The sequence below is a fragment of the Candidatus Tisiphia endosymbiont of Temnostethus pusillus genome (assembly GCF_964264675.1).
Taxonomy (GTDB): Bacteria; Pseudomonadota; Alphaproteobacteria; order Rickettsiales; family Rickettsiaceae; genus Tisiphia.
Genome location: NZ_OZ183472.1, coordinates 1286741 through 1307761 on the forward strand (window position 1 = coordinate 1286741; position 21021 = coordinate 1307761).

General features: G+C 31.4%; 16 protein-coding genes and 2 pseudogenes. 11 read left to right on the plus strand and 7 right to left on the minus strand.

Features of this window, described 5'->3' with window-relative positions:
• The first annotated feature begins 35 nt into the window (after window positions 1-35).
• Window positions 36-2324 (plus strand): ankyrin repeat domain-containing protein, encoded by a 2289-nt coding sequence (locus ACFEL2_RS05825; protein WP_375331745.1) that lies wholly within the window; start codon window positions 36-38, stop codon window positions 2322-2324.
• Window positions 2325-2631: 307 nt separating this feature from the next.
• Here the strand turns inward: ACFEL2_RS05825 and ACFEL2_RS05830 are convergent, their stop codons facing one another.
• Window positions 2632-4092: an alkaline phosphatase family protein gene (locus tag ACFEL2_RS05830; protein WP_375331746.1), complete on the minus strand. Its 1461-nt coding sequence runs from the start codon at window positions 4090-4092 to the stop codon at window positions 2632-2634.
• A 987-nt stretch (window positions 4093-5079) separates the two neighbouring features.
• Here ACFEL2_RS05830 and ACFEL2_RS05835 point away from each other — a divergent pair.
• Together ACFEL2_RS05835 and ACFEL2_RS05840 are read left to right on the plus strand one after the other, a co-directional pair.
• Window positions 5080-7326, plus strand: coding sequence for a tetratricopeptide repeat protein (locus ACFEL2_RS05835; RefSeq protein ID WP_375331747.1), 2247 nt, complete (start codon window positions 5080-5082; stop codon window positions 7324-7326).
• Between the two features lie 284 nt (window positions 7327-7610).
• A pseudogene (locus ACFEL2_RS05840) lies at window positions 7611-7997 on the plus strand (helix-turn-helix domain-containing protein).
• Between the two features lie 291 nt (window positions 7998-8288).
• Here ACFEL2_RS05840 and ACFEL2_RS05845 read toward each other — a convergent pair.
• A complete protein-coding gene (locus tag ACFEL2_RS05845) occupies window positions 8289-8795 on the minus strand; it encodes a pyrimidine dimer DNA glycosylase/endonuclease V (RefSeq protein ID WP_341755673.1) in 507 nt (168 codons plus the stop codon).
• 128 nt (window positions 8796-8923) lie between these two features.
• Here ACFEL2_RS05845 and ACFEL2_RS05850 point away from each other — a divergent pair, with 128 nt between their 5' ends.
• Entirely contained in the window at window positions 8924-9271 is a 348-nt protein-coding gene (locus tag ACFEL2_RS05850; protein WP_341751919.1) for a helix-turn-helix domain-containing protein, read from the plus strand.
• Window positions 9272-9289: 18 nt separating this feature from the next.
• On the opposite strand, the pseudogene ACFEL2_RS05855 reads toward ACFEL2_RS05850, so the two are convergent.
• Window positions 9290-9469 (minus strand): annotated as a pseudogene (locus tag ACFEL2_RS05855) (IS5/IS1182 family transposase); the annotation flags it as partial.
• 227 nt (window positions 9470-9696) lie between these two features.
• Window positions 9697-10350, minus strand: coding sequence for a queuosine precursor transporter (locus ACFEL2_RS05860; protein WP_341751918.1), 654 nt, complete (start codon window positions 10348-10350; stop codon window positions 9697-9699).
• 270 nt (window positions 10351-10620) lie between these two features.
• On the opposite strand from ACFEL2_RS05860, the gene ACFEL2_RS05865 reads away from it, so the two are divergent.
• Both ACFEL2_RS05865 and ACFEL2_RS05870 read left to right on the plus strand, forming a co-directional pair.
• Window positions 10621-11790: an FAD-dependent oxidoreductase gene (locus ACFEL2_RS05865; protein WP_375331748.1), complete on the plus strand. Its 1170-nt coding sequence runs from the start codon at window positions 10621-10623 to the stop codon at window positions 11788-11790.
• 494 nt (window positions 11791-12284) lie between these two features.
• Window positions 12285-12884 carry a bifunctional (p)ppGpp synthetase/guanosine-3',5'-bis(diphosphate) 3'-pyrophosphohydrolase gene (locus tag ACFEL2_RS05870; protein WP_375331749.1) on the plus strand — a complete coding sequence of 200 codons (600 nt, stop codon included), beginning with the start codon at window positions 12285-12287 and terminating at the stop codon, window positions 12882-12884.
• A 42-nt stretch (window positions 12885-12926) separates the two neighbouring features.
• Here ACFEL2_RS05870 and ACFEL2_RS05875 read toward each other — a convergent pair whose 3' ends face one another.
• Window positions 12927-14339 (minus strand): phosphomannomutase/phosphoglucomutase, encoded by a 1413-nt coding sequence (locus ACFEL2_RS05875; RefSeq protein ID WP_375331750.1) that lies wholly within the window; start codon window positions 14337-14339, stop codon window positions 12927-12929.
• A 57-nt stretch (window positions 14340-14396) separates the two neighbouring features.
• Here ACFEL2_RS05875 and tsaB point away from each other — a divergent pair, with 57 nt between their 5' ends.
• A complete protein-coding gene (gene tsaB, locus ACFEL2_RS05880) occupies window positions 14397-15221 on the plus strand; it encodes a tRNA (adenosine(37)-N6)-threonylcarbamoyltransferase complex dimerization subunit type 1 TsaB (RefSeq protein ID WP_375331751.1) in 825 nt (274 codons plus the stop codon).
• A 34-nt stretch (window positions 15222-15255) separates the two neighbouring features.
• Here tsaB and ACFEL2_RS05885 read toward each other — a convergent pair whose 3' ends face one another.
• Together ACFEL2_RS05885 and ACFEL2_RS05890 are read right to left on the minus strand one after the other, a co-directional pair.
• Window positions 15256-16575 (minus strand): hypothetical protein, encoded by a 1320-nt coding sequence (locus tag ACFEL2_RS05885; protein WP_375331752.1) that lies wholly within the window; start codon window positions 16573-16575, stop codon window positions 15256-15258.
• Between the two features lie 57 nt (window positions 16576-16632).
• Window positions 16633-18306 carry a ribonuclease J gene (locus ACFEL2_RS05890; protein ID WP_341751913.1) on the minus strand — a complete coding sequence of 558 codons (1674 nt, stop codon included), beginning with the start codon at window positions 18304-18306 and terminating at the stop codon, window positions 16633-16635.
• A gap of 63 nt (window positions 18307-18369) precedes the next feature.
• Here ACFEL2_RS05890 and ACFEL2_RS05895 point away from each other — a divergent pair, with 63 nt between their 5' ends.
• The 4 genes from ACFEL2_RS05895 (at window position 18370) to ACFEL2_RS05910 (ending at window position 20994) form a co-directional block, all read left to right on the plus strand.
• Window positions 18370-19038 carry a phosphatase PAP2 family protein gene (locus tag ACFEL2_RS05895; RefSeq protein WP_375331753.1) on the plus strand — a complete coding sequence of 223 codons (669 nt, stop codon included), beginning with the start codon at window positions 18370-18372 and terminating at the stop codon, window positions 19036-19038.
• A complete protein-coding gene (locus tag ACFEL2_RS05900) occupies window positions 19029-19796 on the plus strand; it encodes an NAD kinase (protein ID WP_341752280.1) in 768 nt (255 codons plus the stop codon). Before ACFEL2_RS05895 ends, ACFEL2_RS05900 begins: the two co-directional genes overlap by 10 nt.
• Window positions 19797-20390: 594 nt before the next feature.
• Complete coding sequence (locus ACFEL2_RS05905) at window positions 20391-20561, plus strand: hypothetical protein (RefSeq protein WP_341747583.1); 171 nt, start codon at window positions 20391-20393, stop codon at window positions 20559-20561.
• Window positions 20551-20994 carry a DUF2335 domain-containing protein gene (locus tag ACFEL2_RS05910; RefSeq protein WP_375331754.1) on the plus strand — a complete coding sequence of 148 codons (444 nt, stop codon included), beginning with the start codon at window positions 20551-20553 and terminating at the stop codon, window positions 20992-20994. The genes ACFEL2_RS05905 and ACFEL2_RS05910 overlap by 11 nt, the downstream gene beginning before the upstream one ends.
• The last annotated feature ends 27 nt before the right edge of the window (window positions 20995-21021 follow it).

The following is a 21021-nucleotide window of genomic DNA, read 5'->3' on the forward strand; positions in this document are numbered from 1 at the left end:
TAAATGGTCTGTAAGGAATGAGGATATAGAAAGATATGTATAAAAAATTGAAGCGTCTTATTAGTGGAGAAAAAAAACCATCTCTAAGAGAACAGTTGTTAAATGCAATTCAGGCAGAAGATAAAACACAATGTATAGAAATTGTTAGTAACAACGAACAAAATCTAGAAAATTTAGATTTGTCAAAATGTCAACTAGCTTTACTTAAGAATCTAACTGACAACCAAAATCAAGAGAGTCACATATTTTCTGATTTCAAACAATCATTTGTAGATAGATTATCTGTAGAGCATATACCATCAACATTTTCAAGACAGATAAGCACCCCTTCTGGAGTATCTGTTGTACCAAAGAAAGTTGTTACCCAAAAAAGTGTACCTTCTAGTATTCCTATTGTAGATACATCACTGTCAGAGCTGGTAAGTATAAGCTCTAGAGCATCTTCTGTGCAAGAACCATCTTTAAATCATGACTTTATAGATTCTATGATATTGTATAAACTTATACAAAAGAATGATACTCATGCACTAAATGTATGTTTAGGACGTAATATTGATCATAATATTGTAAGGAGTATATTAGATACAGCAATAAAGCAAGGTAATGTAGAAATAGTAGAATTATTATTAGGGTACTACATTGATGTTAATGCTAGAAATTCTTCAGGTAACACTTTATTACATGTAGCAACACAGAATAACCAAAAATCAATAGTAAAGTTATTATTAAATATTGGTGCTGATGTTAACGCTAAAAGAACTTCTGGGGAGACTTCATTACATATAGCAGTAAAATCAAATAGTAATGAAATAGTAGAGTTATTATTAAATGGTGGTGCTGATGTTAATATTGCGTTCTTACACAATTCTCCCTTGTATACAGCAATATCTAATAATTCTACTGAGATAGTAGAATTATTATTAACAAAATTGCAAACAGTAACTAAAGAAGAATTATTTAAAGCAGTAAAAAATGATAATACTCAAATAGTACAATTGTTATTACCCAAGATTACTAATATTGATATTAATGCTATAAATTATAGTGGACGAACTGAATTACACATAGCATCATCTGATGGTAATATTAACATGGTTAAGTTTCTGTTACAACACCAAGCTAACCCTAATACTAAAGATAATAGGCAAAAAACACCGTTGGAATCAGCAATATATCATGGTCATTTAAATATAGTGAAGTTGTTGTTTGATTACAAAGCTCATGATGACCTCACACATTTATTAGTTACAGCAGTAGTGAATGATCACAATGAGATTGTAAAATTTTTGTTAGAAGAAAAAAATGCTAACCCAAGAAATGCAGAGTGCAACGCAACGCCCTTATTACATGTTATGATAACAAAGGGTAAGATTGATATTGTAAAGATGCTAATAAAACATGATGATAATGTTAATGTTGCATATCATAATGAATATCCAATAGATGTTGCAATAAGAGAAGAACAATATCAAATACTGGAGTACTTGTTAGAACATAAGGATAAGATGGATGGATATTTTTATGCGGTTGACTTTTCTGATCTCTTATTATCTAAGGCAATACATAATGACTGTCCTGAATTATTAGATATTTTATTGGAGAAACAGCACCAAGAGGTTAATTCTTTATGCAAATATAAAGGTGGTCCATTTAATTATTCCTCTTCTCTGATACATATAGCTGTGTACTATGGAAATTTAGTACAACATCTATTAAATAAAGGAGTTAATATTGATTTAGTAGACGAAAATGGCAATACTGCGGCACACATTGCAGTAATGAGAGATAATATTGAGATATTTAAGATTTTGCTAAACAAAGGAGCTAATATTGATATAAAAAACAATAATAATATATCTGTTCTAGATTTAGTTAATAGTAGTAACAATCAAAATTTTGTTGATTATAGACAAGCACTTGACGAACTATCTGCATGTGTTATTCCTATTATAGTTGATGAAACACTGTCATTAAATACTTCACATAGAAATATTTTGCAACAATATCAAGAGGTGAGAGAAAATTTATTATTTATACATTATATAAAACAAGGACTAAAAGCTAGTGAAATTGATAATACAAGTGATATTAATAATTTATTGGTAAAACTAAATAATCGTATTAGTGATTCTTATTTTCAGATTACTAACGTAGTACAGACAAAATGTGTTTTTGAAGAAGGATTCGAGATGCCTACGGATGTACTAGTTAAGGTTTGTAGATATTTAAAATTAACTGATATAATTAAGGATACAAAGGCTGTTTGTACAAGTGATGTAAGTAACTTAGGAGCATGCTCAGACTTGATATTATTTGATTCGTGAAAATTGAAGTTATAAGCACCAAACAAACTGCTGTGCATTTGTAATAACATAAACTTTAAAAGTTGGCAAAACCAAACTTCTATCTGTAGAAAATCTGGCATTAGAGGTTCTACTTTGTATGATACTTTAAATCGCTTAGATTCTTTAAATAGTAAATCCTAATAGTCTAGTTGTTTTATGGACATTTTAAGTCAAAAACCTTTGCTCATGCTTGCAAAGAAATTAACGCTAACTATGACATAGCTATATCTTTTTTGACTATACCTAATTTTTCTAACATTTACAACTGATGTGAACCGTTTTATTTTTAATTTGATATTTTAGATTTTTCTTGTTCTACTAACAACTTAAGACATTTTTGTATATATTGCTTATAATCATCTTTAGTTTTTAATCCTAATTTAGAGTAACCATTAAGCTTCAAATCTTGATTAGATATTAACTCAGAATGTAAAGATTGAGCTAGTGTAACTTGCAGATCGTAAGGTACATCAGGTAAATTATCAGAATAGTCCTGAGAAACAAGTGGAGTAATACCAGCAAGAGCATCATCTGTACGTGGAATCTCTAAAGACAGTATATCACCAATATCTTCTGCATCAGCATCACGCTTTGTTAACGACGGTAAGTTCCATCTTTTTTGAATAGTTTTTAAAATGCTAGTATGATCAAATGGTATATTTCCTTTAGCTCGACATACTGTACCAGGTTGAATTCTAGGAGAAATGGCAATAGTTGGTACTCGCACTCCAAATCTGTTAAAATAAAAATTAAATTCCGCATTATAACCTATATAATGATCTGGAGGAGTAGCATTATTTGGTGGAGCTACATGATCATAACACCCGCCATGTTCATCATATGTGATGATTAATAAAGTATCATTCCAAATTGGGCTATTACGTAGCGTATAATAAACATCATACATTAATTTTTCTCCTCGAGATACATCAAAAGTACCAGGATGCTGATCATTAGCTGATTTTCCAAAACCTAGATCTGGTTCCAACCATACATAAGATGCTAAAGTCCCATTATTAACAGCTTGTTGAAAATCTTCAAAAACTCCAAAATGATCTGGTGAAGCACTTTTAGTATCAGGATACATGGATCTTGCAAGTGGATAATCAGAATCATACCCGTATATACTCCAACTAATGTTATTCTTTGATAATAATCCAAAAATAGTAGGAGCATTAAGTATAAACTTGGTATTATCTAAATAACCGTTAGTAGTACCAGCACAAGCAAAGTTCCTATTAGGAAAGGTCTGAGATGGAGCAGAAGCAAACCAATGATCAAAAACTACATATTTTGTTGCAAGAGTAGAGATAACTGGTAGAGTTTCAGGGGTAAACATGCCCATAATATTTGCTTCAACTGTTCCAGCTATATGCGAATAGCCATCTACTGCAGATTCTAAGATAGCAACACCAAAATCCTTAACAAAGCCACTATTGTTGATATTTATATTCTTAGTAGAAGATTTACCAAATAATTGTACATTTGTATGCCAATATCCTTCTCCCGGATCAGATCCAGGCATAGTATGCCATTGATTACGGTCAGGAGTAATTTTAAATACATTTACTTTATTACCTTTTGTATCATAGTTAAACTCATTACCAGTTAATCCTTCAAATGCTTGACCACTAGGAGATTTATTTCCTTGATCAGTATAGAGAAAACCTAACATATGATCAAAAGAACGATTTTCCATCATTAAAACTATAATGTGTTTTATTTCATTTAAAAAATTATTACTCATAGTAATCCTACATTGTTTAATTTATATTTCTTACTTAAGATCAAGAATTATTTTGAAAAAATAATAAAATCCTTGTCAATGCCTGTAATAGTAGAGATAAAGGCAAGTCTGACCCACTAGCTAACATTTTTTTGGCTATTTCAATAGTTTTATTTTTTACTCATAGCGTCCTATAACTTTTTAAAGAGAGAGGGAAATGAGATGTAAAAGGCATAGTGAAGTAGTATAAACTGTTGGCTAAACTTTGCGTAGATTGGATTCCCACCAACTGTAATTTACCCACTTTGCCTAGCACCATCATCTTCTAACTCTTTAATCTGATCGAATTTCATTACTACTCCAAATCAGATATTTATAACAGCATTCTACATCATTGTCTAGTTTCAAAAGAAGTCTAATGAATCATCCACCTAACCCTCATATCCTAAAACTAAACACTTAGTTAAGTCTATCCATTAAAAATTATAAACAAAATTGCTGCTATTAAAATGCAATATAAATATATCTGTATTCAATTCATATTATAACTGACAAAATTCTTAAATTAACGCAAGTTGCCAATTAATTGCTAAGCACAAACCTGAATTTCATCAAACCTTTGAAGCTAACTTATAGCATTAAAATGTTCAAAATTAGCTATATTTTGAAATATAGCTAATTATAATAAACATTTTAACTACGACTCCTACTTGTAAACCGCTTTAAATAAGGGCTTACCTGTATAATTAATTGGCAACTCGCGTTAAATTAGATATATTTCTAAAAATCACCTACTTTCATTTCCTGAATATGGATGTATTAAAGAGTCCTCTATTTCCTGTTGTTTTAACCATGTGAATAAAAAATATCTTAATTTATGCGAAGAATAGTAGAATTTTTGCTATAAAATTATAGTATATCTATTAGTGGTTCTATTAAAATATAGTATACTAAGCATTTACAATTATTAAAGAATAATTACGGAATAATTATGCAGAAGCTCAGTGTATGAAAAAATTTTTAACATTATTCATATTACTAATTATTTATAGTAATACTTTTGCTCAAGAACAAGTATCTAATTTAATCACCCCAGTTAGTTATTTTGTCAATCATGAGCAACAACTTAAAATTCTTGATGAACATTTAAGTAGATATAGACAAGCAAGTATAGTTGGTACTAGCGGTATAGGCAAAACTCAACTGATTAGGATGTATGGTTATGGGAATAAAAATAATTACGATATAATTTGGTTTTTTGATTGTAACTTAGACCTTAATGAACAATTTGTAAAATTAGCCAAGCAACTTAATATGGTTAAACAAACTAATATATCTGAAAAAGTTGCTTTGGCAAAAAAAGCAGTAATATCATATTTAACCCCTACTGATAAATGGTTATTAGTGTTTGATAATTTAAAAATTAATGAAAATAAGCAAGTGCAAGATTTAGTTGAATGGGAACATAATGGTCATGTCGTGTTTTGTTCGCAAGATAATGAAAAGTTACCTAATATTATAGCAATGCCCATACTTGATGAGTCTACTACTATAGCTTTAGCTAATAACTTATTGGATAATAAAGATAAAAACAGTATCGAATTTTTAACGCAATCTTTTAGTGGTTATCCAATATTGATAGTCCAAGGAACTCAATTACTTAACAAAATTAAAGGTTTAGATAAAGAGGAATATAAAAAGAAAATTTATCAATTGACTGATAAAATAGCAACAAATATTAGCATGGCTATTCAACAATTAAATCCTAGTGCAGTAAAATTACTTAATAAAATAGCTTTACTAAATAACCAAAGCTTCTCGAAACAGCTGCTTACCATTATTACTGATAATAAAGATACTCTTGATGATGATATATATCAATTATCTAAATTTATGCTAATCAGTAATATTAATCCTAACGAGGATAATCCTATTTTTGAAATGCATGATATAGTCAGTAATAAAATAATGGAACTAAATGGTGATAATAATAAAATATATTTAGAAAATATTATTAGCAAATTACCTAAATTTAAAGGGTCTTATTCAGGATATTTATGGAAAACCTCACAGACTATACTAGAAAATTTAGAAATTCTTCTCAAAAATGTCGAGAAATATAATATTAACATATATGAGATGCTTAGTTTAAGAAGTGAATTATTTTCTCTATATGTAAATATTTGTAATATTAGCAAAGCCGAACAAATGCTTGATTGGTTTAATCAAAAAGATAAAGAATTTAAATTGTGGCAAATGTCTGAATCCCAAAAATTGTGTTATGCTAGGTATTTAGGAATGATAGGAGCATATTATCATAGAATATTAAAAAATTTTGAAACCTCTATTATTTATTATACTAAATCATTAAAGGTTTTAGATAAACTTGGTGAAGAAGTGAATTATTATATTAAATTGAATGTTCTCTATAATATATCTATGGCTTATATAGTTTTAGGTGAAATTAAATTAGCTGAAGAATTTATTAAAAAGATAGAAAAACTAGTAAAATTAGGAGGAGTAATACAAGAAGATGAAATATATACAATATATATTGTAAAAGGTATATTATTTGGAAGGCAAGGTCAATATCAAGAAGCTTTAAAGTGTATAGATAAAGTTATTGAAATGTTTATAAAAAATGGATTGCATATTAATGACCCATATGCTGTTACAGTTTATGTGTATAGAACAGAGATATTGAGTTTTCTTGGTAGATATCAAGAAGCTTATACTCAAGCCCAACAGATATATGATATGTATAAACCTCTCAAGCATAAGGATAATGAAGTATTTGCATATATTTACATAGAAATGGCAAGAAGTGCATTAGGTTTAGATAAAGTAGATAAAGCTTCTGAATACATCAATAAACCTATCCACATGTTGTTAGCACTGGAAAACATAACCCCTGAGAAAACAAATTATTCTAAAAATCCAAGCTTAGCAGCTGGTTATATAGTACAAGGTGATATTTTGTTTGCTCAAGATAGGCTTGAACAAGCCATAGAATCTTATAAAAAAGCGTTTGTTATATATCATTATTTATATGGGGATAGAAGTAAAAATATTGCTCAAGTAAGTACGTTATACAAGAAAGGAGCAAAAGCAGCTTGTAAAAGCAAAGATTTATATAATTATAAATTTTTTGGCAAGCCACAAATTAATGAGTTTGGTATACACCACCCTAATACAGTTGATATGTTTGAATATTGCAAACAATATGACATGGATTTGTGGAGCAAAAATCATTAAGGATATCTAAGCTGTGTGATTTATATAGGACTAAGGATTAGATTTTAAATAACTTACTAAAGATGGGTTGCTATTTTTAGCCTTACCACAATTACGATTATAAATTTGGAGGAATTATGACAAACAACAAATTAGTTATATATCAAAGAAAAAAATAAGGTTACTTTTTATAATAATAAATTAAATTATTGACACGCTAAGTAACTTGTCGTAGCATAATCTAGAAAACTTGAAGAGTATAATGAAGGCTTTTAAGATATGATATAATAAATGTTAAAAAAATGATATCAAGAAAAAATGATTGTTTACAGAAGATCGATCAACTTATTGGAGAAAAGATTTATTCTCTAAGACTTGCTAAAGGGGTGTCACGACAACAACTAGCGGATATAGTAGAAGTAACAGGGCAGCAGTTATAAAAATACGAAAGGGGCATTAATAGAATATCAATAAGTAGATTAGTTCTTGTTGCTAAAGCACTAGATAAAAATATAGAGTATTTTTATAAAGATTTAGAAGATGCTGATACTATACAACCAGTATTTTTTGAAAATCAGCATATGTACATAGAGGTTTCAAGGAATTTTATGAAAATTCGCAGTTCAGAGCAGCAGCAAGCGGTTAATGCATTGATACGATCTTTAATTACTAAAGAAGTTGAAACATCATAAATTTATAATAGACTTGCTGCATAAATCAAAGATAGTTGAGGGATTTTTAGGAGAAACGAAGCCGGCTACCTTCGCGTACACAGACGTACGTGAGGAGCGGAGGCGAGTTTCGACGACAAAATCACCAACTAGATTGACTTATGCAGTAAGTCTAATTAGTAATAGTGCTTGAAAAACAAGATATGGAATAAGAGAAAGCGATAAACAGACACAAGATTTACAACAACTAAGTATTTTTATAAAATTAGGCAGTGTAAAGGCATGGTTAGCTGCGTAACATCAGTTAATAATTTATTTCTGAGTATACCACTTTGGAATAGAACGATTTGTCCATTTTGGTTTTATTATATCGTTATTCCATTTTACAGTTAAGTATTGCTGATATGCTTTAAAAATATTAGAGTGATTAGAAAAATCAATTTGTAAATAGTCTGATTTAGTGCAATTGACGAATGGTGTCATATTATTATCATCGATTAAATGCGAAGAATATTTAAGTAAGTTGCTGATTAATTGTTGAGTTTTATGTTTCTTATGATAACGATGTGTATATTCATGACAAAGAGCTATAAGATGTTCAGAAAGCCAAAACCAGTTATTTCTATTTGAAGATGCCCAAATAGTACAAGGGTGTTTCAAATGGGTAGGTTTATAAATATCAGGATATACAATTTGACTATTGCAGAAAATAGCAGTACTAAGTAATTGAGCAGACTCAACTATCATTTTTAGGACTCGTTTATTATCAAGTGCCTGTGCTGATAATATTGGACAAATATTAGTAATAAAAATGTTCATATATGTGTGATTTATAGACCTTGTTACAACAGAAATGTAAGATAAAATAGTATCTAATTATTAAAAAACTTGATTACTACAGCTTGTTATAATAGGAATTAAGTTAGGGACTTACAAGGTCATTTGTAATGGATGCTAAGATTAAGTTGCGTTTGAGTTGTATTAAGTTATATAAACAATTAGAGCATGCAGGAAAGGTATGCGAACATTATGGTATTTCACGCTTTACATTACGCAAGTGGTACAAACGCTATGAAGTATTAGGTAAAAATGGTTTGTGTGATATTAGTAGTAAGCCCAAAAACTTTCCTTTTCAAAAAAGAAGTGAAGTTGATGAAAATCTTATACTAGACCTCTTTCGAAAATCGCTTGTGCGCAAGGGTGTGAAGGAGACGCTTCACCTCGAACCGCAGCGTACTCTAATTCCGTTACGGATTCGAGTACCGCATCATTGTTCAAATCACCAGCAGAAGTAGAGTTGCGAAAGAAGTCTATTCTAAGGCCATCAGCAACTGTTCCTCCAAATTGAGCTTATTTTTACGCCCTCCTTTTGATTTCTTAAGACCATCAGCTTGCCTCAAAATATCCACCATCTTTGAGAATGTTCCCTTCTTTACTCCTGTTAATCGACGAAATTTTTCATCCTCTAACTCTTTAATATGTTCGAATTTCATTATTACTTCAAATCAGATATTTATAACACCATTCTACATCATTGTCTAGTTTCGAAAGAAGTCTAATAATGATATGCCTTTTATGTTACACGAATATCTTAATGATTTTAATTGGACTATGCTTGAACTAATGGCTTAAGAGCAGGAAATTGAAATTCTTTGGCATAGTTTGCAAAATAACTTGTGTAAGATACGAGAACAATTTATAGGGGAATAAAAATATAAAATTAACTTTTATATTTAATAACATATTTTATTATGCTAACTCCTATGTAAAATAAAGGAGTACTACATATTGTGAAGAAAAGTTTAAATAAATAGCTGTTCACTATAAGTGACCACATACGATCTATTGGTAGAACTCCAAATATACTCATGAAGCTAATAACAATACAAGTATCTACAAATAGCGAAATTGCTGTACTGCCATTGTTCCTAAGCCATAGCCATCTAGCATGAGTAACTTTACGTATCCATAAATAAATTGTAATATCAATGAGTTGAGCAGTGTAACAGGCAATAATTGAACCTATGAAAGCAATACTATATAACCCAAAAACCTTATGAAAAGTTATATTATCGATTTTAGACCATTCTGTGGCATTTAACCTATCCATTATTGCTATAATTAATACAACAATTATATTCATAGCTAGTGCAAGTTTAACACAGAAATTAGCTTTGGTTTTCCCATAAAATTCAGCAATTAAATCAGTAAGTAAAAATGTTAATGGGTATGTTATTGCACCTACAGAAAGTTCAAAAGTATAAAAAGGTAATATTGGTAAGAAAACAAACTTTTGATATATTAAATTACCTGTTACAATGAGAATTGCAAATAATACGCATATAGTAATATAAATTTTTTCATCTATGGTCATGTTTTTGGAATCATAAATTAAGAATATTTTGGGTGAAAACTATATTAAAATAAATAAGTCTACCTAGAATTCAACTTATAAAATTATTTATATATGGTAAAGCTTGTTGTATTACATCATCATCCACCACGGTTTCACCATATAATTAATATTGTGACATTAATACAAAAATTCTACTTTTCTTGTATGTAGAATAATACAATTATTCTTTACTAAAATGCACCAATATCTATATTAACTCTAAATTAAATTTTTTTAAAGGTTACAATTGTGCTCAAGAAAATTAAGGTACTTTGCATGGCTACTCTGATGGTTATAACACCAACTTTAACAATGGCAATTAGTGGTGAGGTTAGAAAAATTACTCCACCAAAATTAGACACTGCATATTTGGGACAAAAAATACTTTGTTATCGTCCAATGAGACATGGTTCTCCTAAAATGAGTGTAGAGGAAAAAGATAGTAAAATAATCGCTAATAACTATGGGCATGGTGGTAGTGGCTGGACTCTTGGACCTGGTTCTGCTGAGTACGTTAATAACTTACTTATAAACTCAAAATATGCAACTGATCTTACAAAAGATACGCCAATTACCATTATTGGAGCAGGCGTCTTGGGATTGTTTACAGCTTATGATTTAGAACAAAAAGGTTTTAAGAATATTACGATTGTTGCAGAAAAATTTGATGGACTGGCTTCTAATAATGCGGGTGGCTTACTTGCTCCAGTATCTATGGATAATGATCAAGAAATACAGACAGTTCTTCAGAAAATAGAAATTGATGCTTATAAATTTTATGCATCAATCGCTAAGAAACAGCATCCACACTTTAAGGAAGGAGCTATCATTGTTCCAACTTATTTTAGAACTCGGGAAGAATCTGGTTTAGAGCCTTATGTTGGTAAGGTCATGAAACCAGCAAAAGAGGTGACAGTTGACTTTGATAATGGTACGACAAGGAAGATGATTGTATATGATGACGGTATTTTTATGGATACAGGCATACTTATGGCAGAACTTAACGAATATTTAAGAAGTAAAAATATTAAGTTTGTACAGAAAAAAGTTAACTCATTTGCTGAACTTGATGGAAAATTTATCTTCAATTGTACTGGACTTGGTGCTAGTAAGCTTAATAATGATGAAAAATTGGTGTCAGTCCAAGGTCACTTGATTATGCTTAAAGATCAAAATCCTAAAGATATACAATATATGATTTTGACTCGTTGGGATGAAGGTAAAACTAAGTCTGGACAAAAAATAGAGCGTGATTTTTATATTTTCCCAAAACATATGCCAAATACTGGTGTGAATGATGTAGGAGTCATTGGTGGTACTTTTATTGAAGACGCAACACCTGAAACACCTAATGACGAGGAATTTGGTGTTATACTAAAAAATGCTAAAGAATTTTATGGGATTAAACAAGTCCCATAATTAGGGTCATTTAAAAGTTGTAACTAATGATAGAAAAGTTTGTTTTTTAAAATAGACCTCCTTCGAAACTCTACTTCTGCTGAGGGATTTGAAGGAGACGCTTCACCTCGAACCACAGCGTATACTGCTCGTAAATGAAGAGTTGGTAGACGATAGTATAACTTCAAGAAGAGCTAGGCAGTAGCAAAGTCGAGCAGCGTAGCGTACATTAGTACATGAGCAGCTTCGATCTTTAGACACGACAACGCCAATTCTTGAAGTTCACCGAGTATACTCTAATTCCGTTACGGATTCGAGTACCGCATCATTGTCCAAATCACCAGCAGAAGTAGAGTTTCGAAAGAAGTCTGTTCTTAGTAGGTATAATTGCCTATATACTTATTCAATAAATAACTTTCTATCAATTGACAAGCTTATTTTTATTTGTTAGCATCAAAGACTCCATAACATTATTTTAAAAACAAATTCACGACAACTTAACTAGAATATCAAATATGCAATTTCAAGATACTAACGATTTACATAAAATAGCCGATATTATTAGTACTAAGCTAAGTGAACATGATATAGCAGCAACAACATATTATAGATTAAAAGACCCTTGTTCTGCCTTAAATAAGATGATACTAAAGACTAACGAATTAACGGATCTAGTTGCTTTTAGATTTATAGTTGATAAGCTAGAATATTGTTATAAAGTGTTAGATATTATCTGTGGCATCTATTCTGTTAAAACAACAGAGAAAAAGAATTATATTGATTATCCTAAAGATAATGGTTATCGTTCCTTGCATATTGTTACGAGTGTCGGCAACCCTAGACGTGATGTGGAAATGCAGGTACGAACCAATGAGATGCATGATATAGCAGAATTTGGTACAGCAAATCACCATGAATATAAAAAGATACAGGCAGCAAAGATAAGAGAGTTACTGCCTAGTGGCATGTTGAATGTGGCTGCTATTAATACTGGGCTAAATAAAGCGTACGACATCTTTACCAATTTTAATTGGACTATACAAGAACTTATTGATTATGAGCAAACAATTATAAACCTTTATCGTATTTATCAAGACAACTTGCGTAAAGTATGAAGTGCATAGTGTTATTGAGTAGCTAAAATATTTTCGGGTTAGCTATAGCTTCAAACCATGTTTGGCTAGTAAAGATGAAAGCTCTAGTTTTAGACTATTTAGTTTTTCCAAACTATCTGATTCATATTTAGCAATAATTTTAGCTTCAGTATTTGAAGCTCTTAGTAACCACCATGCATACCCTTGAGATTCATTGGGCATATTATGTGAGTCAACCCTTATACCATCAATATCGTTAAAAGTGATATTTCTACTGTTTAAATCCTCTTTTATTTGCTGAATAATATCAAATTTAAGGTTATCTGATACAGAAATCTTAATTTCAGGGGTACTATAACATTTAGGTAACTCATCTATCATATCGTCCAAAGTTTTTTTTGACCTTGATAGTAAATCAACAAACCGTAGGGCAGCATAAATTGCATCATCATATCCATAATATTTATCAGCAAAAAATATATGACCACTAGTTTCACCGCCAAGTAACGCCTTAGTTTTTTGCATCTTATCTTTGATAAAGGAATGACCTGTTTTCCACATTATCACATTTCCACCATAGGACTTAATTTGATTAAATATGCTGCTACTTGATTTGATATCCATTATAATAGTTGCATTTGGATTTTGCTCAATTACATCTTTTGCCAATATACCAAGGATTTGGTCACCTAAAATTATTCGTCCTTTCTTACTTATAATGCCTATACGATCTCCATCCCCATCGAATGCAATACCAATATCGCAATCCTGAGTCTTAACTATCTCTATTAGTTGTTCTAGATTCTTGGGAATAGTTGGATCTGGGTGGTGATTAGGAAAATTACCATCAATTTCTGAATTTATAACGATATTTTTGTTGGGTAATCTTAATGATAATAAGTCAATAATATTTCCAGCCGCACCATTGGCAGGATCCCATGCGACTTTTATTTGAGGTTCTATAGTTATTCCTTGCAAAATCCTATCTAGATATTTATCGGTAACATTTAAATTGCGTATATTACTTAGTGCTAGAAAATTTTTTGGTATAATAAGATTGGTGGACCAATCTTGACTTAGAATATTATTCAGTAAATCTTGTATTTGTTGGTCGAAAAAAGACTCTCCTTGTGATAACAACTTAAAGCCATTATCATCTTTGTGGTTATGGGATCCTGTTATCATTATGCTAGCTTGTGGCTTAAATATTTTATCAGCAAAATATAAAACAGGGGAGGGTACAATACCTATTGAGGTAACCTTCCCCTTAGCTGAAATAATACCATTAACCAAAGCATGGTAAAGGGCAGGGGAGCTTAATCTACCATCACATCCTATAAATATTTCATTCCCTTGCTTTGATATATGCATTTTGGTAAAACAAAAGCCAATTTTATAAGCAATAGTTGGATTAATATCTATTAGACTGCTGCCACGAATGTCGTACAGTCTAAAAATTGTTCTATTTATTTCCATTGTCATTATAATTGAGTATACTTACAAAACTTGAAATCATAGCAGTATATATTATAAATGAAAATTTTAGCATTGGATACGGCAAATAATAGTGCATCTGTTGCAATCTCTGAAGATCAGGTTATTCTAGCCTATATTGAGGAATTAAGGTCTTCTATGCAGGCTGAAACTATCGTGCCAATGATTGAAGAAGCATTGAAAATAGCAAAGCTTTCTTATCATGACCTAGATTATTTAGCCGTTACAAACGGCCCAGGTAGTTTTACAGGCATTAGAATAGGCTTATCAGTGGCAAAAGGCATTTTGCTAAGTACAGATATAATAGGCACTACTATATCTAATTTTGAGTTTTCCTGGTGGAGAGCCAGCAGGCAAGTAAAAAATTATGATAAAATTTTTATTTTTCTCAATGCATATAGAGGGCAATTATATAGCCAAGTTTTTGACCAAAATGAACAAGCTTCTATTCCGTCACTGATAAATTATGACCAAGCTGTGGAATTATTAAATACAGAAAATGCTGCTATTAATGTCTGTGCAGGTAGTGGGGTAGAGATGATATACGACAAGATTAGGGATATAAAAAATTTAACAATCTTACCTCGTTTTACTAGAGTTAAGGCACTGCATATATGTAAATATATAGCCGATAAAATAGACCTCTTGCGTAACTCTACTTCTGCTGGTAATTTGTGCGTCGATCCGGCACTCGAATCCTCACGTACATTTGAGTACGCTGCGGTTCAAGGTGAAGTGTCTCCTGCAAATTCCCTAGCAGAAGCGAATTTCGCAAGAGGTCTAATAAGGAAGCACAATTTCTCTAACTCCATAGAACCGTTATATATTAGACCAGCTGATGCGAAGATTAGACTTCTTACATAATTCTACTGCTGCAAGAAGTCTATTAAAAATTTTCCTAACCTCTTCCTTTACCTTCTGTTTTTTCATTATGTGGAGGTGGTGACGTTGGTGCTTTAGATGACATATGTGATTTTGCTTTTTGTCCGACAAATTTTGCCTCATTCTTCAATTGTTCAGCCAATGGTAGTTTGCTCTTGTCATCAGAATATCCATGCCATTTGTCTTTTAAATATTCACAAATTCTTTTAATAAAATTCTTCCTTGGTATTATCGTATTCGATGATGCAGCTTGATCATTTACTAATTGCTTAGTAAATTTCTTTACTGTATATTTATTTGGATTATCGATAAACTTATTTAACTGTTCCGCAGCTTTTTTAGCAATGTCATTAACGGATTGTGAACTTAATTTCCCTGTCTTTGTATCTTTTTGAGTTGCAATTGCTTGACCAATTTGTTCTATCAATACGTCAGCTAAAGCCTCTGTAGCACCATTTGCTTTTTTAAATGCGCTTATTGTTTCCGGCTTCACTCTTTCATCTGATATGATTTCTGCAACTCTTTCTTTCATATCTGTTTTATATTGATTTTCATTAAGAGGAGCAGTTAATAATTCTTTCGATAAAGCCTTATTGCTATCAATAATTGCTTGAGGGGATTTTTGCTCACAACTTGTTTTTATTGCTTGTATATCGCCAATAAATCGATCAGCAATCTTACCAGTACCAGCCACATCAATTACTACCTGCGTTTTTGGTTCAATATCGCCTACTGTTCCTAACGTAGCGGTAATATTTACAGCCATATAATCTTGACTATTAAATTCCGTACCCATCATCTTCCTAAGGTTACTCTGTGGCAAGAAAGCACCCATACTACAATCAAACATGAAATTCTGTCCGCCAATATATGATACGTTACGATCTTTATCTATAGTGATCTTGGACATACTACCATCTCTTAGCCATTCATTCGTAGGATCGCATCCATAGTTATTAAATGCTTTAAATCTTAGTGGAGTCAATCCACCTATACCACCAGCTATACCCCCTTGGTGATTTGCAGCTAAAATATATTTAGTTTGTTTTTGTGATAAATGATAATCTTTTGTTAATATATCATGCAGATCTTGATAAGTTACCTTATAGTCCTGATCTTTACCTAACTTACACTGATCTATTAAGTCTACTAGTTTACCGTCTTGAGATTCAAGATAGAAACCGCGGTCTATATCATTGTTAACCTGCTTTTCACGAGATTGAGGATTGTTTTGATAATCTTTGTCATGTTTAGGATCAAAGGACTCTGCCATATATTGTAAGTCTTTATCTATATTTTCTGCAGCATCATCAGATGTAAAACTATATGATTTCATAATATAATATCTCCTTAGTTAACTTGCATTCAATAAACTAGATTAATAAACTAGTTTTCAATAAGCTTTTTCCACATTGACTATGATAATGGGTGATTTATTTATCTCATGTTTCAATGTCTTACGAATAGCCGATCTTACAGCATTCTCAATCTGTTCATTGAGAATGTTACCTTTTGATTTCCTCTGAATTTCTATCGTTTCAGCAATATCATCTTTAATCATATTAATTAGCTGTGCATCATCGTCAGAGTCAAGAAGACCCGGCATAGATAAAATAGGTCTGCAACTAAGGCTACCATTTTTATTTATTACCAAACTTGCCACTACTATACCAGAATCACGCATACGTCTACGAGTTCTAAAAATCGATGAGTCTGCTGGTAAAAGATAATTGCCGTCTACAGCTAAATAACCTGTTGTTACCTTGGATAAAATACGAGGATTATGAGGATCAAGTAATAATAAGCTACCATTTTCGACTTCAACAGCATGTTTTATACCGTTTTTACGAGCTAATTTCGCGTGTTCATGTATATGTACCGGCTCACCATGCACTGGTACACAAATCTGAGGTCTAATTAGAGAGTACATGTGTTTGAGTTCGTCAATTGATGGATGCCCAGAAACATGTACAAAGTGATCTCGTTCAGTTACCACTTCAATTCCTGACCTCACAAAAATATTAAACATACGGAAAATTTTCTTTTCATTGCCGGGAATAATTTTTGAAGAAAATATAATTGTATCTTTAGGAGCTAACTTTATACTATGGTGACTATTATTTGCCATTTTTGCAGTAGCTGCTAGAGGCTCACCTTGGCAACCAGTAGCAATAACTAAAAGTTCTTGCCTTTTAAATCTTGCTATATCTCGTTCATCGATCAAAGGGGCAATATCTTTCATATAACCACTTTCCTGTGCTGCAAGCAAAATTCTATGCAAACTTCTTCCCGATAGGACAACTTTTCTTTTTGCCATCTGACCTGCGTGAATTAGAGTCTCAAGACGAGCCAAATTTGAGGCAAAAGTTGTTACCACAACCATCTGAGAGCAACCTGCTATAATATCTACTAAACTTTTACGCACTTCTCCTTCTGAACCAGAAGTTCCTTCATTAAATACATTAGTTGAGTCACAGACTAAAGCTAGAACCCCTTCATCACCATAAGATTTTAGTAGAGCTTCATCAGCTTTCTTACCAAGTACCGGATCATTATCAAATTTCCAGTCTCCTGTATGGAGAATATTGCCAGCTTGTGTACGTATCATAATCGCCTGCATTTCTGGAGCTGAGTGGGTTAGCGGTATCATCTCTAGTTGGAATGGATCAAGATTTATTTTTGCCGAAGGCTTTACTTCATGAATTTTTATAGTTTTAGCAAAATCATATTCTGCTAATCTAAGTTTTAGAAAATTTGCTGTAAAGGTAGTGGCATATATTGGACATTCTAGGCTACTCCACAAATATTGGATTGCTCCCAAATGGTCTTCATGTGCGTGAGTTAGAACTAAACTTACTATATCTTTTTTATAGCGTTCAATAAAGCTAATATCAGCAATTATCATGTCAACACCTGGTAAATAATCATCGGCAAAACCGCTACCGCAGTCAACCATCAACCATTTTCCTTGATAATGATATAGATTGACATTTATGCCTATTTCATTTGCACCACCAAGTGGTAAAAATAGTAAATCATTTTTATGGTTTTTAATGTTGAATGACATATTAACTTCTATATGATGTAGGATTTAAGTATACTTTTATAACTTATTTTTGGCTTTTAGTCTATGATTAATACTAATTTAGTTTATACTAGTATATTCACCTTTGGTATAGTTTTATTATTAACTATACTATTTCCTAATTTGGATATAGATTTCTCAAAATTATTCTACGACAGCAATAATGGATTTATCTATCGTAACAATAATATTGTACAATTATTATTTGAAGTTATTCCAATATTAACTACTATACTGACTATAGTAATATTATTATACCTACTTTACTTAATTGTTAAGTACAAAACTTTTAATAAGCTTATTATTTCAGGGGGTTTTTATATAATTTTATCTACAGCAATAGGTCCTGGACTACTAGTAAATTATATATTTAAAGAAAATTTTGGTAGGGCTCGTCCGCTGCAGATTAAAGAGTTTAATGGTACAAAAAATTTTACTAGAGCCTTCTCAATCTCTAATGAATGTTTACATAATTGCTCATTTTCATCAGGCCATGCAGCTATGGCGTATAGCTTAACTAGTTTTGCTTATGTTGCTCCTTTGATATTTTTCTCAAGAATTTATAGTATCACATTGATTTTTGGTACATTAGTTGGACTAAGTCGTATATTAATGGGAGGACATTTTTTAAGTGATGTACTGGCTTCATGTGTTGTTACACTAATAATTAATCATCTATTATATTTATGTTGGCAAAAACTAAAATTAATTTAAATAAAATTGCGATTGTTTATAATAGTGCTAAAAAATCATTAGAGCTAGTTAGACAGCTTGAACTAGTTTATAAGTTTTGTAAGGTAGAAGAAGCAGAAATAATTGTTGTAGTTGGAGGGGACGGAGAATTACTACATGCGATACACCGTTATATGCATCTTGATGTTTCTTTTTATGGAATTAATTCTGGTAACATTGGGTTTTTAATGAATCCAGTTATTGTTGAAAAGTTAATGGATAATTTACAAGAATCTATAATTTCTCATTTATACCCTTTAAAAATGCAAGCCGAAAGCATAGACAATAAAACCTATACTGCCCTAGCTATTAATGAAGTATCAATATTTCGTAAAACCAACCAAGCTGCTAAATTCAAGATCGAAATTGATCAAGTTGAGCGTATGAGTGAATTAGTAGCCGATGGGGCAATGGTTGCAACCCCAGCTGGCAGTAGTGCATACAACTTATCTGCTGGAGGTCCTATTTTGCCACTTGAGTCAAACGTATTATGCCTCACACCAATTTGTCCTTTCCGTCCAAGACGCTGGCATGGTGCGTTACTACCATTTTCTACTACTATAAAGTTTGAAATCTTAGAAAGTAATAAAAGACCAGTAAATGCAGCTGCAGATTTTCAAGAGTTTGATAATATTAAGTCAGTATTAATTAAATCTGTAAAAAACAAGAAGATAAAGTTATTATTTGATAAAAAAAATAGCCTTGAAAATCGAATTATTAAAGAGCAATTTAATGAGTAATTCACCTTATGTATAACATAAAAGTCATAGGGAAAATAGCCTAGAGCTATTAGCGAGGAGTTACTTTGGTGACATCCCCCCCTAATGGCGATGATTACTTGAGCCTACTATATATAGTCAATTGATGAGAAGTTGGTGACGTCGTCACTCGTCGCTCGCCTTATTACATATAGGCGTCGCTCCATCGCTCCTAGCACCAAATCCTCCTGAATTGACTATAATTTATTACATTGAACTGAGGTTAAAAAAATAATTTTTATCAAAACTAAAGATTATTTCTCCCATTTTTCTTAAAGCTTTGTTATAATCACTCTAGGTGCTGTGAACCTAGTATCATAGTATCTTACATTTTTCTATAATCGTCATAGCAAGGCTCTTTAGATGCCGTGGCGATCTAGGTAAACAGCGAAGCTGTTTTTTTAGAGTAACGCTTCGCGTATCCTAGATTGCCGCGTTGCTGCTTTTTCGTGACTCCTAGCTAATAGACGCTCGGAAGGACTCTTAACAGTAGTGACATAAAAAATGTAAAATTGCTATGACCTAGTATACTTAAACTTGCATACTTGCTAATCTTATAATTTAATATGAGAATAAATGAATAAAGAATTTGTAAGACATTTCCTAATAGGCTTTTTTAGTGTATTTAAAATATCTCAAACGACAGTAAGAAAAAAGCCAGAGACAGATTTACTTGAATACTTTATTAGAGTAGAAAAAGATATTAATTCAACATTTCAAGAAATAAGAAAAGAATATGAAAGATAGTAAAAGTTTTTTTGCTAATAACAATAGGTTGAATAAAGGATATTTAAAAGTTAGTAATCCTAAGGAGTCGGATAATAGCTTCTATAGTAAGAAGTTTGCACATGTTTTGCCACCTGTAGATTTAATGGCAGAATATGAAAATATTTATCCAGGAACATTGACAAAGCTAATTGCCATGGCAGAAAAAGAGCAAGTACATAGACATCAGATGGATATTAAAAGTATTGAGGTTTATGAAAGCGTAACAAAAAAAGGTAGAATAAGTAGCATTATATTCATGATAATGGTCTGTATTACTACTGTAGTTTTGGCTGTATTGGGACATTTTATAATTGCCAGTATTTTCACGGTTTCAGTATTGTTAGGCATAGGAACTGGCGTATTCTTGTCTTCTGCTAAATTTACTAAGCGGAAAGACTATACTAAAAGGTGAAATTATATAAGAATCTTATAATAATTG

Excerpts from the sequence above, each read along its gene's own strand:
- ACFEL2_RS05825 (WP_375331745.1), top strand. The coding sequence starts at position 36 with ATGTATAAAAAATTGAAGCGTCTTATTAGTGGAGAAAAAAAACCATCT.
- ACFEL2_RS05830 (WP_375331746.1), bottom strand. The coding sequence starts at position 4,092 with ATGAGTAATAATTTTTTAAATGAAATAAAACACATTATAGTTTTAATG.
- ACFEL2_RS05835 (WP_375331747.1), top strand. The coding sequence starts at position 5,080 with ATGAAAAAATTTTTAACATTATTCATATTACTAATTATTTATAGTAAT.
- ACFEL2_RS05845 (WP_341755673.1), bottom strand. The coding sequence starts at position 8,795 with ATGAACATTTTTATTACTAATATTTGTCCAATATTATCAGCACAGGCA.
- ACFEL2_RS05850 (WP_341751919.1), top strand. The coding sequence starts at position 8,924 with ATGGATGCTAAGATTAAGTTGCGTTTGAGTTGTATTAAGTTATATAAA.
- ACFEL2_RS05860 (WP_341751918.1), bottom strand. The coding sequence starts at position 10,350 with ATGACCATAGATGAAAAAATTTATATTACTATATGCGTATTATTTGCA.
- ACFEL2_RS05870 (WP_375331749.1), top strand. The coding sequence starts at position 12,285 with ATGCAATTTCAAGATACTAACGATTTACATAAAATAGCCGATATTATT.
- ACFEL2_RS05875 (WP_375331750.1), bottom strand. The coding sequence starts at position 14,339 with ATGGAAATAAATAGAACAATTTTTAGACTGTACGACATTCGTGGCAGC.
- tsaB (WP_375331751.1), top strand. The coding sequence starts at position 14,397 with ATGAAAATTTTAGCATTGGATACGGCAAATAATAGTGCATCTGTTGCA.
- ACFEL2_RS05885 (WP_375331752.1), bottom strand. The coding sequence starts at position 16,575 with ATGAAATCATATAGTTTTACATCTGATGATGCTGCAGAAAATATAGAT.
- ACFEL2_RS05890 (WP_341751913.1), bottom strand. The coding sequence starts at position 18,306 with ATGTCATTCAACATTAAAAACCATAAAAATGATTTACTATTTTTACCA.
- ACFEL2_RS05895 (WP_375331753.1), top strand. The coding sequence starts at position 18,370 with ATGATTAATACTAATTTAGTTTATACTAGTATATTCACCTTTGGTATA.
- ACFEL2_RS05905 (WP_341747583.1), top strand. The coding sequence starts at position 20,391 with ATGAATAAAGAATTTGTAAGACATTTCCTAATAGGCTTTTTTAGTGTA.
- ACFEL2_RS05910 (WP_375331754.1), top strand. The coding sequence starts at position 20,551 with ATGAAAGATAGTAAAAGTTTTTTTGCTAATAACAATAGGTTGAATAAA.